Raw genomic sequence first — 15,365 nt, 5'->3', positions numbered from 1 at the left:
GCGATGGCGCCCTTCAGCAGACGGATCGAGCTGGGCACGCTGTTCGAGGACGTGGCCGAGCGCGGCCGCGCCACGACCGTGCACCTCAGCCGGCCCCTGGACATCGCCCCCGGGCTGGGCACCGCCCTCGACCCTCCGGCGGCGGCGCGGCTCGTCCTGGACGCCGCGGGATGGTTCGCCGCGGCCGGAGCCGTGCCCGGCGACCGCGTCGCGATCGTCAAGCGCAACCACTGGGACCTGGTGCTGCTGTGCTGCGCCGCGTCCCGGATCGGCGCGGTGCCCGTGCCGCTGTCGGCGCACCTCGACCCGGACGTCCTGGAGATCCTGCTCAAACGGCTGGATCCGGCGCTGCTCGTCGCCGACTCCGCGCGGGCCGCGGACGGCGCGCTGACCTGCCTGGCCTCCCGGACGCTGCTGCTCGACGGCGATACGGGAGGCGCGGGGGGAGGCGGGACCGTGCTGTCGCTCGACGACGTCCGCGGCCACACCGCCCCGGCGGCCCGGCGCCCGCTGGTCGACGACCCGCTCGTCATCCTGCACACGTCCGGGACCACCGGGGTGCCCAAGCTCGTCGTGCACTCCACGCACACCCTGCTGAGGCGCCTGGCCGGCTTCGAGGCGCACCGCTGGCCCGTGCTCGCCAGCCGTCCCGGCGACGTGGTGGCGGGCGCCTTCTCCTTCGCCCACGGCCGCGCGCTGGCCTGGACCGCGAGCGTGATGGCGCTCGGCCCCGAGAAGCTGCTGGTGGTGTCCGGCTCCGGCTGGGACGAGGCCCGGCCCCTCCTGGAGCGGTACCGGCCGACCACCGTGGAGGCCCAGCCGTCGACGTACGTGCGTTGGCGCCCCCATGTCCGGGCGCAGGACGGGCTGGCGCGGACCGGCGCGTTCGACCGCGTCCGCCTGTACATCAGCACCTTCGACGCCGTCCACCCGCCGACGGTGCGGACGTTCCTCAACGCCACCCGCCGTCCGCGGCCGATCTGGCTGCAGGGCTGGGGGCAGAGTGAGACGGGCCCGCTCACCTTCCGCTTCCTCACCCGCCGCGCCCTGCGGGCCGAGCGCGAGCGGCACCCGACGACCCGCGACCTCGGCCGTCCCGTTCCGGGGCGCAGCCGGCTGCGCGTCGTCGACCGGGACACCCTGCGCCCGGTGCCGCGCGGCACCCCCGGCCTGCTGGTGTGCGCCACGAAGGCCCTGTGCCTGGACTACGTCGGCGAGCCGCAGCGGTACCGGCGCAAGCTCGCGGGCAAGTGGTTCGTGACCGGGGACGTCGGCGTCCTCACCCGTGGAGGGCGCCTGCTGCTCCTGGACCGTGAGGCCGACGTCCTGCCGGAGGGCAGCTGCGTCGAGCTGGAGGACGTGCTCGAAGACCGGTTGCCCGGCGTCGCGGAATGCGTCGTCCTGGGTGTGCCCGGCGGCCGCTGCGTGCCCGTCCTCGTCACCGAGGACGGGCGGCTGGACCCGGCCCTGTGGCGGGAGGCGACCGCCGACCTGCCCGAATTCGCCGACCCGGTCGTCGTGCCGTGGGACCGGATACCGCGGACCGGGACCGGCAAGGTCCGGCGCGCGGCCCTGCGCGAGCGTCTCGGCGTGACCCCCGAGACCTACGGGACGGGGAAATGGACGTGAGAGCTGCCGCGTGCCGCGTCGAGGCGCCTGCGTCCCGTCCGCTGGACGGGACGGTCGTGCGCGCGTCCGGCGACTCGGTCGCGGTGCGCGTCGCCGCGTCCCGGCTGCGGGCGCTCGGCTGCGCGATCAGGACCGGTGGCGCGCCGCTCCCGCCGGACGCACCCGCCGGCCTGCTGCGCGTCGAGCGCGCACCGTGGATCTCCGGCGGCCACGCGCTGCCCGAGTGCCGCATCGGCTGGTCCGGGCCCGTGGCGGTGCCGATGGCCGGTGAGCGCGACGTGCAGGCCGCCTGCGGCATCATGCACGTGCACGGGCGCGCCACGGGCGGACCGCGCGCCCTGCGCGTCGACTACGCCTCGGTGTGCGCGGGCGTCCTCGCGGCCCAGGCCGTCACGGCGGGGATGCTGGCCCTGCTGCGGGGCGGGACGGCCGTGCGCGCGGCGACGTCCGTCGCCCAGGCGGCGGCGCTCGCCCTCACCCAGTACGTCGCCGTCGCCACCACCGACCCCGGCTCCGGCTCCTCCCGGCCGGAGCCGGGCGCGGAGCGGACGCCGCCGTTCCGCTCGGCCGGCGGCGTCCGCTTCGAGATCGAGACCTTCCGGGCCGAGAGCTGGCTGCGCTTCTGGACCGGCCTGGGCGCCGAACGCTCCGCGATCGCCGCGGGCTGGCCGCCGTTCCAGCAGCGCTTCGCCACCGCGACCTGCACACTCCCCCCTGGGTTGCAGGCCGTTGCGGCGGCGTGGGACTACCCGGCGGTGCGCCGCGCCGCCCAGGCCGCCGGCGTCGGCATCGTGGCGGTGAGCGACGCCGGGACCCCGCTCCCGCCGCCGCCCGCCTCCCCATGGCGGCTCCGCCCCCTCCCCACCGCGCAGGCCACCGAGGAGGCACCCGCACCGGACGGACGGCCGCGGACCGGGGACGGCCCGCTCGCCGGGATCCGGGTCGTCGAGTCCGCCAACCGGGTCCAAGGACCGCTCTCCGGGCACGTGCTCGGCCTTCTCGGCGCCGACGTCGTCCGCCTCGAACCGCCCGGCGGCGACCCGATGCGCGGCGTCCCGCCGATGGCGGGCGAGGTCTCCGCCCGGTTCCTCGCGCTCAACCGCGGCAAGGGCGCCGTCGAGGCGGACCTGAAGTCGCGGGCGGGCCGCGAGACGGCGCTGCGGCTCGCCGCCTCGTCGGACGTGTTCCTGCAGAACTGGGCGCCGGGCCGCGCCGCCCGGTTCGCACTGGACGCCGCGGACCTGGTCGCCGTGCAGCCCCGTCTCGTCTACGCGTACGCGGGCGGCTGGGCCGAGGTCCTTCCCGCGCCGCAGCCGATGGGAACCGACTACCTGGTCCAGGCGCACACCGGCGTCGCGGCGCTGCTGTCGCCGCCGGGCCGCCCTCCCGCGCCGACGCTGATGACGATCACCGACGTGCTCGGTGCGCTCATCAGCGCGGAAGGCGTCGTCGCGGGCCTCCTCGGCGCCGGCCGGACCGGTGCGGGCGTGCGGGTCGAGACCGCCCTGGCGGACGCCGGCCGCCTGCTGCGCGACACGCACGAGGTCGGCGACCGTACCGCCGACGCGACGGCACCGGTCGTGTCCGACCTCGCCGCGATGGCCGCCGACCCCGCGTACGCCGCCCTCTTCGAGACCGATGGAGCCGCCGTCTACAGCCGCGCCCCGTGGACGTTCACGCGGCCTTCCGACCACCGCAGGGAGGAACCATGAGAACCGCCGCATCTCCGGTCTGGACGTCGGCCAACGGCGTCACGCTGACCGACCGGGTGCCCGCCGCGACGCGAGCCGCCTGGACCGCGGCCGGGGCGTGCCCCGGCCGGGACCTGTACACCCTGTTCCGCGAGCACGTCCGGGCCTCGCCCGAAGCCGAGGCCGTCGTCGACGACGCGGGCGCGCTCACCTACGCCGCGCTCGACGCCCGCGTCCGCCGCGCCGCGGCCGCACTGCACGCCGCGGGCCGCGGCAGCACCGACATCATCGCCGTCCTGCAGCCCAACGGACGCGACGCGGTCGTCGCCGAACTGGCCGTCGCGGCGATCGGCGCCGTCGCCCTGCCGATCCCTCACACGCACGGGCCGGGCGGCGTCGCCGGCCTGATCCGGCGGTCCCGCGCCGCCGCGCTCATCGCGGCGGCGGACGCGATGCCGCCGATCGAGACCGCGTCCGGCCTGCAACTCTGGGCTCCGGGCACCCCGCCGCGCGCGGACGTCCGTTCGCTGGACGAAGCCGATGCCGGGCAGACCGGCGCGTGGCGGCCCGCCCGTGTCCACGCGGAGGCACCGGCCCGCATCCTCGTCTCCTCCGGGTCGGAGTCGGAGCCGAAGATGGTGGCCTACTCCCACAACGCCATGGCGGGCGGCCGGGGCAACTACGTCGGGGCCCTGCGGCGCGGCGCCGAACGGATGCGCGCGCTGGTCCTGGTGTCCCTGGCCTCGTCGTACGGGTCGCTCGGGACGTCGGCGATCCTCGCCCGCCACGGCGGCACCCTGGTGCTGCTGCCGCGCTTCGACGCCGCCGCCGCGCTCCGGGCCGTCGAGCGGCACCGCCCCACCCACCTGTTCGGCGTCCCCACGATGCTCTGGCGCATGGCCGAACACGAGGCCGGCGCGGACGTCTCGTCGCTGCGCGCCGTCGTCTCCAGCGCCGGGCCCGTGCACCAGCACGTCAGGGACGCGTGCGTCCGCCGGTTCGGCATGCCGCCCATCAACATCTACGGCTCCAGCGACGGCGTGAACTGCCACACCGGCCGCGACCCGCACCGCTGGGAACCCGGGCTGGCCGGCGTGCCCGACCCCGCCGTGGCCCGGATCGGCATCCGCGATCCGCGAGGACGGCCGCTGCGGCCCGGCGAGGCGGGGGAGATCTGGGCGCTCGGCCCGATGACCCCGCTCTGCTACGTCGCGGCGCCGGACCTCGACGACCGGTACCGCGCCCCCGGCGGCTGGGTCCGCACCGGCGACCTCGGCAGCCTGGACGCCGACGGGACGCTGCGGGTGCTCGACCGCCTCAAGCGCACCGTGATCCGCGGCGGCGTCAGCCTCTTCCCGGCGCAGGTCGAACGCGCGCTCATCTCCCACCCCGACATCACCGACGCGCACTGCGTGCCCGTGGACGACCTGGACCTGGGCGAACGCCTGTGCGCCTGCGTGGCCCCGCGCGCGGGGGCCCGGCCGCCGTCCCCCGCCGCCATGCTCGCCTACCTGGCCGAACGCGGCGTCGACCGGCGCCAGCTGCCCGAACGCTTCCTGGTCCTCCCGGAGCTGCCGGTCGGCCCCACCGGCAAGGTGAGCGTCAGCGCCCTCACCCGCATCGCCGCCGAATCGGCCGTCCCCGCGGACGCCGCGCAGGCGCCGGCGCGCCCGGACGGGAGGGCCGGCCGGTGAGCCGGGTCGCGGCTCCACCGCCGTCCCGCGTCTTCGGCGACCGCGACGACCACAACAGCGAGCAGCACCGCCTGCTGAGCCTCGCCTACGACCCCTTCACGTTCGAACGGCTCGCCCGGACGGGCGTCGGGCCGGGATGGCGATGCCTGGAGGCCGGCGCGGGCAACGGCACCGTGGCGGTGTGGCTGGCGCGGCGGGTGGCCCCGACCGGCGCGGTCACGGCCACCGACGTCCGTCCTTCCGGTGTTCCGGCCGCTCCGGGGCTCGACGTCGTCCGGCACGACATCGTCCGCGACCCGCTTCCGGAAGGCGAGTTCGACCTCGTCCACGCCCGGCTCCTGCTGAGGCTGCTGCCCGAACGCCGCGCGGTGCTGGACCGGCTCGTCCGCGCGCTCAAACCCGGCGGTGTCCTGCAGATCGACGAGTTCGACGCCACCTGCGCCCCGTCCCTGCGGGCCCCCGACCTCGCCGGACACGAGCTGTACCGGACGCTCATGACGACCAAGAACCGGCTGATGGCCGGGCGGGGCGTCGACATCGCCTGGGGACGCGAAGCGGCCGGCGCCATGCGCCGCGCCGGGCTCGTCGACATCTCGTCCCGGCGCCGCCTGGAGCTCTGGACCGCGCGGTCGCCGGGGCTGCGGCTGCTCGCCCACCACACCCGCCACCTGCGCGACGAGTTCGTCCGCGCGGGGATGACCGACCGGCAGCTGGCCGACGTGCGCGCGCTTCTGTCCCACCCCGATTTCCGCGCCGGCTCGTACGCGTTCCATTCGGTGCAGGGCCGCCGGCCCGGGGAGGCGGCATGACCGCGCCGCGTCTCGACGTCCACGCGGCCGCTCCGGACGTCCACGCCGCGATGGCCGGGGTCGACGCCGCCGCGAGCGGGCCGCTCGGACCGGCGCTGGCCGAACTCGTCCGCATCCGCGTCTCGCAGATCAACGGCTGCGCCCTGTGCCTGTCCATCCACACGCGGGCGGCGGAGGCGGCGGGGGAGGGCCCCGACCGCCTCCAGGCCCTGGCGTCCTGGCGTGGGAGCTCCCTGTTCACCGGCCCCGAACGCGCGGCCTTCGGTCTCGCCGAGGCCATGACGTTGATCAGCGACGCCGGAGTGCCCGACGGGGTCCTCGCCGCCGCCCGCGAGCACTTCGACGAGACGCGGCTGACGCACCTGGTCTGGACGATCGCCGCCATCAACGCCTGGAACCGCGTCGGCATCGCCGCGTCCCCGCCGGCCTGACCGCCGCCGGGATCCCGGGTTGCATGCACTGCATCCATTGCATACATTGCATGCGTGCAGCAGACCGATGTGGTGTACCGGCGGCTCCGCGACCTGATCGTCGCGGGGCGGTACATGCCGGGCGAGCGGCTCACCGAGCTGTCGGTGAGCGCCGCGCTGGAGGTGAGCCGGACGCCGGTCCGGGAGGCCCTCCGCCGGCTGGAGGGCGACGGGCTCGTCGAGGGGACGGGGCGTGGCGTGGTGGTCAACGCGCTGACCCCCGAGCGGCTCGGCCACGCCTACGAGGTGCGCGCGGCGCTGGAGGCGCTCACCGCCGAGCTCGCCGCCGACCGGCAGCGGGCGGGGCGGGTCCCGCCCGCCGACCTGGACGACCTCGAGCGGCACGCGGTGCTGCTCGAGGAGGTCACGGCGGCCGGCGACCTCGACCGGGCGATCGGCCTGAACCGGGGGTTCCACCGGGGGATCGCGGAGATGGCCGGCAACCCGATCGCGCTGGAGACCCTCGACCGGCTGTGGGACCAGATCATCGTCTCGACGCGCGACTCGCTCGCCGCCCCGGACCGCCCGGACACGGTGGCGGACGAGCACCGCCGGCTGCTGCGCGCGATCGCCCAGGGCGACCGGGAGCTCGCCGGCCGCATCGCGGGCGACCACGCCCGCGCCACCAGGGCGACGCTCACCTGAGACGCCTGCCAGGCGGACGTCCGGACGACCAGAGGAGGACCTGCGATGCCGAAGACCCATCACTACGAGGTGACGGTGACCTGGACGGGCGACACCGGATCCGGGACCAGCTCCTACCGCTCCTACGAGCGGGCCCACGACGTGGAGGCCGAGGGGAAGGCGCCGATCGCGGGCAGTTCGGACCCCTCGTTCCGCGGCGACCCGTCCCGCTGGAACCCGGAGGAGCTGCTCGTCGCGGCGCTCTCGCAGTGCCACATGCTGTCGTTCCTCGGGCTCTGCGCGGGCGCGGGGATCGCCGTCACCGGCTACGTCGACCGCCCCCACGGGACGATGATCGAGACGCCGGACGGCGGCGGCCGGTTCGAGGAGGTCGTCCTGCGCCCCGAGGTGACCCTCGCGGACCCGGCGCGGGCCGACGAGGCCGCCCGGTTGCACGCCCGGGCCCACGAGGTGTGCTTCATCGCGAGCTCGGTGAACTTCCCGGTCCGGCACGAAGCCGAGATGACGGCGGTCTGACCGCGCCTTAGGGTGAGATGCTGGCGTGATGATGGGATCACGCCAGCTCGAGTACTTCAGGGCGGTCGCGCGGGAACTGCACTTCACCCGCGCCGCGGAGACGCTGCGGGTGGCGCAGCCGGCGCTGTCCCAGCAGATCCGCAAGCTCGAACGGCACCTCGGCGTCGACCTGTTCGACCGCAACAACCACCGCGTGGAGCTCACTCCGGCCGGGGCGGCGCTCCTCGAACACGCGGAACGCATCCTCTCCGACATCGCGGCGGTGGAGGAGGAGATGCAGGGCTGGGCCGCAGGGACGCGAGGCCGCATCCGGCTGGGCGTCGCGCGCGGGCTGACGGCGCGGCTGGCCCGCCTGCTGGCCGCGTTCTCCGCCGAGTTCCCCATGGTCGACGTCGAACTGCGGGAGACCAACACCGAGGAGATGGTCGCCGGCCTGCACGGCGGGCGGCTCGACGCGGCGACCGTCGTCCGGCTGCCTCCGCAGGAGGCGGGCCGCCGGGTCGCCTCGCTGCCGCTGGGCGAGGAGCCGCTCGTCCTCATCACGGCGGAGTCGGCGCCGCTGGCCGGCCGCTACCGGGTGCCCGTGTCGGCGCTGGACGGCATCGATCTCGCCTGCTTCTCGCCGGGGTCGACGATCCGGGAGATCGTGCTGTCGGCCCTCGCCGAGGCGGGGGCGGCGGCGCGGATCCGGCTCGAGACCCGCGAGTACAGCACGGCCCGCGCCATGGCGAGCGTGGGCCTCGCCGCGGCCGTCGTCCCCCGCTCGGTCGCGGAGGAGCCGGGGCTCCCGGTCGCCGTCGTCCGGCTGGATCCGGAGCCGACCTGGGCGCCGTCGCTGGCGTGGCCGGCGGGCCGCAGGCCGGGCCCGGCGCTGTCGGCGCTCATCGCCTTCATGCGGGACCACCCGGAGCTCGCGTCCGTCGGTTCATAAGTCAGATGTCTCACCAGCAGCTGATTCATGTCTTGGACATCTGACCCGCCGCCGCGCGACGATCAACGTGTTCCCGCACAGCGCGGGGGTTACCGGGAAGTGGAGCGGAACGATGGACCGTGACGAGCGTGGGCGCAGGGCGTACGAGGGCCTAATGGGCGTACGGGCCGAGGAGGCCTTCGACGACGTGCGCCGGATTTCTTCGCAGATGTACGAGACCGTGCTCGACGGGGCGTTCGGCGGGCCGCTGGCGCGGGCCGAGCTGAGCCGCCGGGACCGGGAGATCGCGAGCACGGCGATCGTGGCGTCCATCGGCGGCGCCGACCGGCGCCTGGCCAGCCACGTGCGCGCCGCGCTGCACCAGGGCGTCGCCCCCCACGAACTGCTCGCACTTGCAGAGCACATTGCGGTCTACGCGGGCTTCCCGCGCGCGCTGAACGCGTTGGACGTGGTGCAAGAGGTGCTGCAGGAGGCGGGCGTCCCGAACCAGCCGGAGCTCCACCGCGTCAAGCTGGCCGACCACGAGACCGTGGTCGCGCAGAAGGGCGACCACGGCCCCGCAGTGATCCTGTCGCATTCCCTCGGCGTGGACTGGCGGATGTGGGAGCCCGTCATGGAACGCCTGTCGCGGGGCCGCCGCGTCTTCGCCTACGACTTCCGCGGCCACGGCGCGGCGGCCGGCGCGCCCCGCCCGTTCTCCATGGACGACCTCGCCCGCGACATGGGCGGCGTCCTCGACGCGTTCGGCGTGGACCGCGCGAGCGTGGTCGGGCTGTCCATGGGAGGCGGCATCGCGCAGACGTTCGCGGTCCACTCGCCCGAGCGGATCGAGTCCCTGGCGCTCCTCGCCACCACCGACCACCCGTTCCCCTCATTCGAGGGGCGGGCGCGCTCCGGAGAGGTCGACGGCATGGAGGCGCAGATCGTCCCGACGCTGACGCGCTGGTTCACCGCCCCGGCCCTCGCCACGAACGAATGGGGCGTGCAGTACGCCCGGGAGCTCATCCGGCGCTTCGACCCCGCCGACTGGGCCGCCGCCTGGCGCGCCTTCAAGGACGTCGACGTCCAGGGCAAGCTCGCCGCGCTCGACGCGCCGACCCTGGTCTTGGTGGGGGAGGAGGACTACTCCACCACGCCGGAGATCATGTCGGGCGTCGCCGAGCGCATCCCCGGCTCGACGTACCAGGTGCTGCCGGGGACGCCGCACATGCAGACGCTGGAGAAGCCCGACCTGGTCGCCGACGCCCTCGACCGCTTCCTCCCGGCCGACCGCTAGGGCCCACGCGCGGAGCCGCCCCGGAGGGGCGGCTTCTCGCATGCTCACCCGCGCGGGTGAGGCGAATGGTCCTCGCGGGGGAGGCGGCGGCCGGGCGCCCGCCGGAAGGCTCGCCACCATGGACACGGGTTGGACGCACAGGTGAGCGGCACTGCGGCACCGGTCGAGACGGAACGGATCGGCGCCGGATGGTCGGCGATGCGCGTGGCGGGCGGCTACGGGGCCGCCCTGTCGCTGTCGCTCTACCTCCTGGTGAAGGTCGTGTGGGTGGTGGCGGCGCTGCTCGGGCACACGCCGTCATCCTTCAGCGACGGCGACTGGATCGTGCTGAACGCGGTCACCGTCGCCATGTCGGTGGTGGGCGTCGTTCTGGGACTGGTCCTCGCGCAGCGCTGGGGGCGCCGCGTCCCGGCACCGCCACTGGTCTTCTTCGCCTGGACCGCTGCGGGTTTCCTCATCCCGATGATCCCCTACATGATCGCGAGCGCGTTCCTGGGAGGGGATTCGGACGGCGGCTCCGGCGGCTCCGACGGTGGGGACGCCATGCCGTCATGGGAGGTGGTCTTCATCACCATCGGATTCGCGGGCATGGCCCTCGGGCTGGCCCTGGCGCTCCCCGTCTACCTGCGCGAGAGGTGGCCGGCCGCCTTCCTCGGGCGGGTCGGCGACCGCGCGCCCGCGCGGCTCGGCCGGACCCGTCTGCGAGCCTTGTACCTCCTGGTCGCGGTACCGGTCCTCCTGTGGACGTACTGGACGGCGGGCGGCACGCTCGGTCTCGCGCACCGCGACGTGATGGACGTCAACGGGCGGCTGCTCCTCGGCAACTCCGCGCTCTGGGCGGTCATGGGCACCGTGGCGATCCGCGTCGCCGCCACGGGCCGCCCGAGAATGCCCCTGTGGATCCCCATGGCGGTGGCCTTCACGTCGTCGGGATCGCTGTTCGCATGGGCGGCGTGGAAGCTCCCGTGGGCGCTCATCAGGCCCGGCGGTTACACGGCCGCCGAGTATCCGGCCGTCTCCGTCGTCGAGTACGGGCTGAGCATCGCCGCCGGATGCGTCATGCTGGCCGCCCTGCTCAAGGCCGTAAGGTCGCGCGAGGGTGAACTCCGATGACCCCCCGCGGCACGGACCCCGGCAACCAACCCCCTGCGCCCCGACCCCAACCAGCCCCTGTGCCCCGGCCCCCACCAGCCCCCTGCGCCCTTGCCCCGACCGGCCCCTGCGCCCCGGCGCCAATCGGCCCGAGGTGCTCGGCCCGCGGTGCCCGGCTGCCGCGACGCTGCGGTGCGGGACTCCCGGCAGGTCCCGGCTCCCGTGAGCCGTCAGCGGCCGGCTCTCACCGGCCCGCGGTGCCAGGCTCCTGCGAGCCGTCAACGGCCGGCCTGGATGATCGGTGTCAGCAGGAGATCGAGGCGGTCATCGGTGCGGCCAGGGCGCAGCCGGTGCCCGTGTGCGAGGGTGGCGAGGCCGTGCAGCGCCCCCCAGGTCACCTCCGCGAGCGTCTCTACGTCCCGCTCGCCCGCGAGCGGCTCCAGCGCGGCCACGAACTCCCCGAAGGCGTCCCGCAGCGGCTCGGGCGACTCGCCGGTGCCGAACGTCACGTCGATCCGCTGGACGAACATCGCGTCGTACAGGGCAGGCCGCTCCCGGGCGAACTCCAGGTACGCCGCGGCCACCGCGCGCAGGGCGCTCTCCGGGGCCGATCTCGCCGTCCGCGCCTCCCGCAGGAGGTCGGCCAGCTCGCCGAACCCGTCCAGCGCCACCGCCGCGACGATGGCGTCCTTGCCCTTGAAATGGCTGTAGAGGACGGGCTGGCTGTACTCGACGCGCTCGGCCAGCCGCCGGGTGGTCACCGACTCCCAGCCCTCGGCTTCGGCCATCTCCCGGGCCGCCCTGATGATCAGCCGGTGACGTTCTGCTCGCTCGCGCTCTCGGCGTTCCTGTACGGACACGGCTCGAATCCTAGCATCGCTAGACTAGCGAGCAGTACTAAAGCTAGCTGGAATCGGAAGCCTAGCGATGCTAGGAGCCGGTGGTCATCGCACGCGGCCCCGCGGCTTGAGGGGCACGTCCGGAAGCGCCGGCGCCGGGATCGGGGGCCCGTGGTAGCCGTGCACCACGCCGAACCCGTCTCCGGACGTCCAGTCCTCGCGCGCCCGGCGGATCTCGTCGCCGGACCGTGCGACGAAGTTCCACCACATGACGAGCTTCTCCGCGAACGGCTCGCCGCCCAGCAGCACGAGCCCGCTCGCCCCGTCGGCGCGCAGCCGCAGCTCCCGGCGGCCGGACCCGAGGTACACCATCGAGCCCGGCTCGGTCAGCACCCCGTCCACCTCGGTGACGCCCGACATCGTCAGCGCCGCGTACTCGAAGTCCGGCTGAACGGGCAGGCGGACGTCCGCCCCGTCCGCCAAGGCGATGTCCGCACCGACGATGGGAGTGAAGACCGTCCCGGGTGAGGCGGCCCCGTCGAACTCGCCGAGGATCACCGTCCCGCTGAACCCGGGCCCGGTCACCACGGGCAGGTCGCCGTGATGTTCGAACGCCGGGTCGGTGCGGCGGTGCGCGTCCGGCAGGGCCACCCACAGTTGCGCCCCGTGCAGGAGGCGCGCGTGCTCGCGCGGGGACTCCTCCGAGTGCGCGATGGCCCGCCCCGCCGTCATCAGCCCCAGCTCTCGCGGCCGGACCGTCTGCAGGCTCCCCAGGCTGTCGCGGTGCAGCACCTCGCCCTCGTGCAGCCAGCTCACCGTCTGCAGCCCGATGTGCGGATGCGGCGGCACCTGCATGCCGGGCTGGTCGGCGATGTCGTCGGGGCCGTAGTGGTCGACGAAGCACCAGGCGCCCACCATCCGCCGCCCCAGGCTCGGCAGCAGCCGCCGGACGAACGTGCTCTCGCCCAGCGGTACCCTCCGCGGCGGCAACACCTCGTGCACCGGGCCCCCGGGAACGTCCTCCCGGCCCCCGCACGCGACGGCCTTGGGCTGAACATCAAGATTGCTCACGGCACCGACCCCCTCCTCCGGGACACCGTATGCAACGCCCCAGGCGAGCCCCCGACCGGGATCGCTAAAGGCCGCTCCCCATCCGCCGGTGGCCGCGCTCGCCGGTCGGCGGTGGCGGTGGTCTCGGGGGCGCTGGAAGTGGTGCCCCCCGTCCGCCCGTGGTGGTTCTCGGGGTTGCTGGAGGTGATGCTGCGGGCGCGGAATCGGCGGCGGCGCGCCGGGGTTGGAATCAACGTGATGCACGGTGAGTACAAGGTCCCCGGCGGCAAACTCGTGGTCGCCGACCTCGACGTGGTGGACGGCCTGCTGCGCCGTCCCAGGATCAGCGGCGACTTCTTCATGGAGCCCGACGAGGCGCTCGAGGCCATCAACGCCGCACTGGACGGGCTGCCCGCAGGGCTGGAGGCCAGGGAGATCGGCGCCCGCGTCCAAGGGGGGCTGCCGGCCGGGACCGTGATGCTGGGCGTCACCGCCGAGGCCGTGGGGATCGCGGTGCGGCGGGCCATCACCCACGCGTCGGACTGGCGCGACCACGAGTGGCGGCTGATCCACGAGCCCCCGCAGGAGCCCGCGCTGCACATGGCGCTCGACCAGGTCCTCGCGGAGGAGGTCGGCGCGGGCCGCCGCCCGCCGACGCTGCGGGTGTGGGAATGGGCGTCGCCGGCCGTCGTGATCGGCAGCTTCCAGTCGCTCCGCAACGAGGTCGACGCCGAGGAGGCCGGGCGGTACGGGGTCGAGGTGGTGCGGCGCATCAGCGGCGGCGGTGCCATGTTCGTCGAGCCCGGCAACACGATCACCTACTCGCTGTACGCGCCGGGGTCCCTCGTGGCGGGCATGTCGTTCGCGGAGAGCTACGCGTTCCTCGACGACTGGGTGCTGGGCGCCCTCGCCGAACTCGGGATCCGCGCCTGGTACCAGCCGCTCAACGACATCACCTCCGACGAGGGCAAGATCGCGGGCGCGGCGCAGAAGCGCCTGGCCGGCGGCGCCGTGCTGCACCACGTCACGATGTCCTACGACATCGACGCGGCGAAGATGCTGCGGGTGCTGCGGATCGGCCGGGAGAAGCTGTCCGACAAGGGCATCGCCAGCGCGGCCAAGCGCGTCGACCCGCTCCGGCGGCAGACCGGCCTGCCCCGCGAGCAGATCATCGACCGGATGATCGCGCACTTCCGGAGCAGGTACGGCCTGGTCGCGGACGGGCTGACCGACGACGAGCTGCGCCTCGCGGACAAGTACGCCGCCGACAAGTTCACCACTCCCGAGTGGACCGCGCGCGTCCCCTGACGGTGGTGCACGGTCTGGCGTTCGCGGTATGAGGGCGCCGGTGCGGCGGGGCGGGCGGGCGTTCAGGGCTGCGGCACCTCCTGCCGCGTCCCGGTCTCGGCGGACAGGCGGACGGCGTCGAGGAGCCGGTGCACGTGCAGTCCCGTGTCGAAGTCGGGGACGGTCCGGCCGCCCGTCCGGAGGTCGTCGGCGAAGCGGGCATAGAACTGCGCCACGTTGAGGACCTCGACGTCGCGCGCCGGCTCCGGGACCCACAGGTACTCGTCCGGGACGGGCAGGTCCTCCCGAGGTGATCCGTGCCCTCGGGAGCCGCGGAGCGCCAGGGCGCCGATCTGGACGCCGGCCGCGGCGCCGGGACCGGGGGAGACGAGCGCGAGGTCGCCGTCCGTGCCCGCGAATTCGATCCGGGTGCGGGCCGCGGTGACCTTGGCGTCGTGGACGTGCACGGAGGCGGTGGCGCCGCCGGCGAGGACGGCGGCGACGGCGATCTGGTCGGGGCTGGTGACCGCGACGGTGTCGCGCGTGCCGGCCACCCGGTACTCCGTCCGCTGCACGGCCAGCTCCGCCGAGAGGGCCGTGATGTTCCCGGCCATGTACTCCAGGGCGTCGAGGGTGTGGCCCGCGCCGACCTCGAGCGTCCCGGCCCCGTTGGACGGGTCGAGCGTGTAGGCGGCGAAGCCCGGGATCTCACCCGCGGCGCCCTTGCCGCGCGCCGCGTACACGTTCACGGAGGTCACCCGGCCCACGTATCCGTCGGCCACGAGGTCCCGCGCGTACCGGACGGCCGGGGAGAAGCGCGCCTGGAGGCCGACCGCATGCCGTACGCCGGTGCTGTTCGCGAGGCCGACGAGGTTCTCGGCCTCCGCGGTGGTGAGCGCCAGGGGCCATTCGCAGTAGACGTGCTTGCCCGCGCCGAGGGCCGCGCGGACCAGTGCGTCGTGGGCCGGCACCTTGACGGTGATCGCCACCAGGTCGACGTCGGGGTGCGCGGCGAGTTCGGCGGCGTCGGTGAAGGCGTGCGGGACGCCGAACCGGTCGGCCGCCGCACGGGCGCTGGCGGTCCGGGTGGTGCCGACGGCCGTGATCTCGTAGTCCGGCAGGGCGCGGAGCGCGGGGATGTGCGCCCGCGCGGCCCAGCCCCAGTCGGGGTTCGCCCCGACGATTCCCACCCGGATCCTGCCGTCCGCCATGTCGCATTCCTCCCGATAACCGGACCATCGCCGTCCGCTTGCCGGGAAGCGTAGCGCAACCGGACGGGCTTCGTCCACTTAAATGGAGGGATGAAGTCCGGTTGCCGAGGGCGGGTGTTCTGGCCGGGGCGGCGGAACTCCGCGGTCGTGTCGTGCGTCCACCTCACATGCAGGTCGCCGTGCCGTGCGTCTGCCCGTAGGTTGTCGACGTCGGTTGAGGACGAG

General features: G+C 74.8%; 14 protein-coding genes. 11 read left to right on the top strand and 3 right to left on the bottom strand.

The window, feature by feature from the left end:
• Positions 1-3: 3 nt before the first annotated feature.
• The 10 genes from J4557_RS13120 to J4557_RS13075 all read left to right on the top strand — a co-directional run bounded on the left by J4557_RS13120 (position 4) and on the right by J4557_RS13075 (position 10,774).
• Positions 4-1,629, top strand: a complete 1,626-nt coding sequence (locus J4557_RS13120; protein ID WP_208266769.1) for a class I adenylate-forming enzyme family protein — start codon at positions 4-6, stop codon at positions 1,627-1,629.
• Positions 1,620-3,341: a CoA transferase gene (locus J4557_RS13115; RefSeq protein WP_208266768.1), complete on the top strand. Its 1,722-nt coding sequence runs from the start codon at positions 1,620-1,622 to the stop codon at positions 3,339-3,341. Before J4557_RS13120 ends, J4557_RS13115 begins: the two co-directional genes overlap by 10 nt.
• Positions 3,338-5,014 (top strand): class I adenylate-forming enzyme family protein, encoded by a 1,677-nt coding sequence (locus J4557_RS13110; RefSeq protein ID WP_208266767.1) that lies wholly within the window; start codon positions 3,338-3,340, stop codon positions 5,012-5,014. Before J4557_RS13115 ends, J4557_RS13110 begins: the two co-directional genes overlap by 4 nt.
• Entirely contained in the window at positions 5,011-5,823 is an 813-nt protein-coding gene (locus J4557_RS13105; protein WP_208266766.1) for a class I SAM-dependent methyltransferase, read from the top strand. Before J4557_RS13110 ends, J4557_RS13105 begins: the two co-directional genes overlap by 4 nt.
• Complete coding sequence (locus J4557_RS13100) at positions 5,820-6,254, top strand: carboxymuconolactone decarboxylase family protein (protein ID WP_208266765.1); 435 nt, start codon at positions 5,820-5,822, stop codon at positions 6,252-6,254. Before J4557_RS13105 ends, J4557_RS13100 begins: the two co-directional genes overlap by 4 nt.
• Positions 6,255-6,308: 54 nt before the next feature.
• Positions 6,309-6,938, top strand: a complete 630-nt coding sequence (locus tag J4557_RS13095) for a GntR family transcriptional regulator (protein ID WP_208266764.1) — start codon at positions 6,309-6,311, stop codon at positions 6,936-6,938.
• Positions 6,939-6,983: 45 nt separating this feature from the next.
• A complete protein-coding gene (locus tag J4557_RS13090) occupies positions 6,984-7,454 on the top strand; it encodes an OsmC family protein (protein ID WP_208266763.1) in 471 nt (156 codons plus the stop codon).
• 28 nt (positions 7,455-7,482) lie between these two features.
• Complete coding sequence (locus J4557_RS13085) at positions 7,483-8,385, top strand: LysR family transcriptional regulator (RefSeq protein WP_208266762.1); 903 nt, start codon at positions 7,483-7,485, stop codon at positions 8,383-8,385.
• Between the two features lie 112 nt (positions 8,386-8,497).
• Positions 8,498-9,661 carry an alpha/beta hydrolase gene (locus J4557_RS13080; RefSeq protein ID WP_208266761.1) on the top strand — a complete coding sequence of 388 codons (1,164 nt, stop codon included), beginning with the start codon at positions 8,498-8,500 and terminating at the stop codon, positions 9,659-9,661.
• Positions 9,662-9,802: 141 nt separating this feature from the next.
• Positions 9,803-10,774: a hypothetical protein gene (locus tag J4557_RS13075; RefSeq protein ID WP_208266760.1), complete on the top strand. Its 972-nt coding sequence runs from the start codon at positions 9,803-9,805 to the stop codon at positions 10,772-10,774.
• A 257-nt stretch (positions 10,775-11,031) separates the two neighbouring features.
• Here J4557_RS13075 and J4557_RS13070 read toward each other — a convergent pair whose 3' ends face one another.
• Complete coding sequence (locus J4557_RS13070; RefSeq protein WP_208266759.1) at positions 11,032-11,613, bottom strand: TetR/AcrR family transcriptional regulator; 582 nt, start codon at positions 11,611-11,613, stop codon at positions 11,032-11,034.
• Positions 11,614-11,697: 84 nt separating this feature from the next.
• Positions 11,698-12,663: a pirin family protein gene (locus tag J4557_RS13065; RefSeq protein ID WP_208266758.1), complete on the bottom strand. Its 966-nt coding sequence runs from the start codon at positions 12,661-12,663 to the stop codon at positions 11,698-11,700.
• A gap of 237 nt (positions 12,664-12,900) precedes the next feature.
• On the opposite strand from J4557_RS13065, the gene lplAB reads away from it, so the two are divergent.
• Positions 12,901-13,950: a lipoate-protein ligase LplAB gene (gene lplAB, locus J4557_RS13060; protein WP_208266757.1), complete on the top strand. Its 1,050-nt coding sequence runs from the start codon at positions 12,901-12,903 to the stop codon at positions 13,948-13,950.
• Positions 13,951-14,012: 62 nt separating this feature from the next.
• Here lplAB and J4557_RS13055 read toward each other — a convergent pair whose 3' ends face one another.
• Positions 14,013-15,140, bottom strand: coding sequence for a Gfo/Idh/MocA family protein (locus J4557_RS13055; RefSeq protein WP_208266756.1), 1,128 nt, complete (start codon positions 15,138-15,140; stop codon positions 14,013-14,015).
• Between the last annotated feature and the right edge of the window lie 225 nt (positions 15,141-15,365).

Source organism: Actinomadura nitritigenes, assembly GCF_017573545.1.
GTDB classification, from domain to species: Bacteria; Actinomycetota; Actinomycetes; order Streptosporangiales; family Streptosporangiaceae; genus Spirillospora; species Spirillospora nitritigenes.
The sequence above is the reverse complement of the archived record's forward strand: the minus strand, read 5'-3'. Positions and strand labels throughout refer to the sequence as shown.

Coding starts and splice junctions, on each gene's coding strand:
- J4557_RS13110 (WP_208266767.1), top strand. CDS start 3,338: ATGAGAACCGCCGCATCTCCGGTCTGGACGTCGGCCAACGGCGTCACG.
- J4557_RS13080 (WP_208266761.1), top strand. CDS start 8,498: ATGGACCGTGACGAGCGTGGGCGCAGGGCGTACGAGGGCCTAATGGGC.
- J4557_RS13055 (WP_208266756.1), bottom strand. CDS start 15,140: ATGGCGGACGGCAGGATCCGGGTGGGAATCGTCGGGGCGAACCCCGAC.
- J4557_RS13085 (WP_208266762.1), top strand. CDS start 7,483: ATGATGGGATCACGCCAGCTCGAGTACTTCAGGGCGGTCGCGCGGGAA.
- J4557_RS13100 (WP_208266765.1), top strand. CDS start 5,820: ATGACCGCGCCGCGTCTCGACGTCCACGCGGCCGCTCCGGACGTCCAC.
- lplAB (WP_208266757.1), top strand. CDS start 12,901: ATGCACGGTGAGTACAAGGTCCCCGGCGGCAAACTCGTGGTCGCCGAC.
- J4557_RS13090 (WP_208266763.1), top strand. CDS start 6,984: ATGCCGAAGACCCATCACTACGAGGTGACGGTGACCTGGACGGGCGAC.
- J4557_RS13115 (WP_208266768.1), top strand. CDS start 1,620: ATGGACGTGAGAGCTGCCGCGTGCCGCGTCGAGGCGCCTGCGTCCCGT.
- J4557_RS13120 (WP_208266769.1), top strand. CDS start 4: ATGGCGCCCTTCAGCAGACGGATCGAGCTGGGCACGCTGTTCGAGGAC.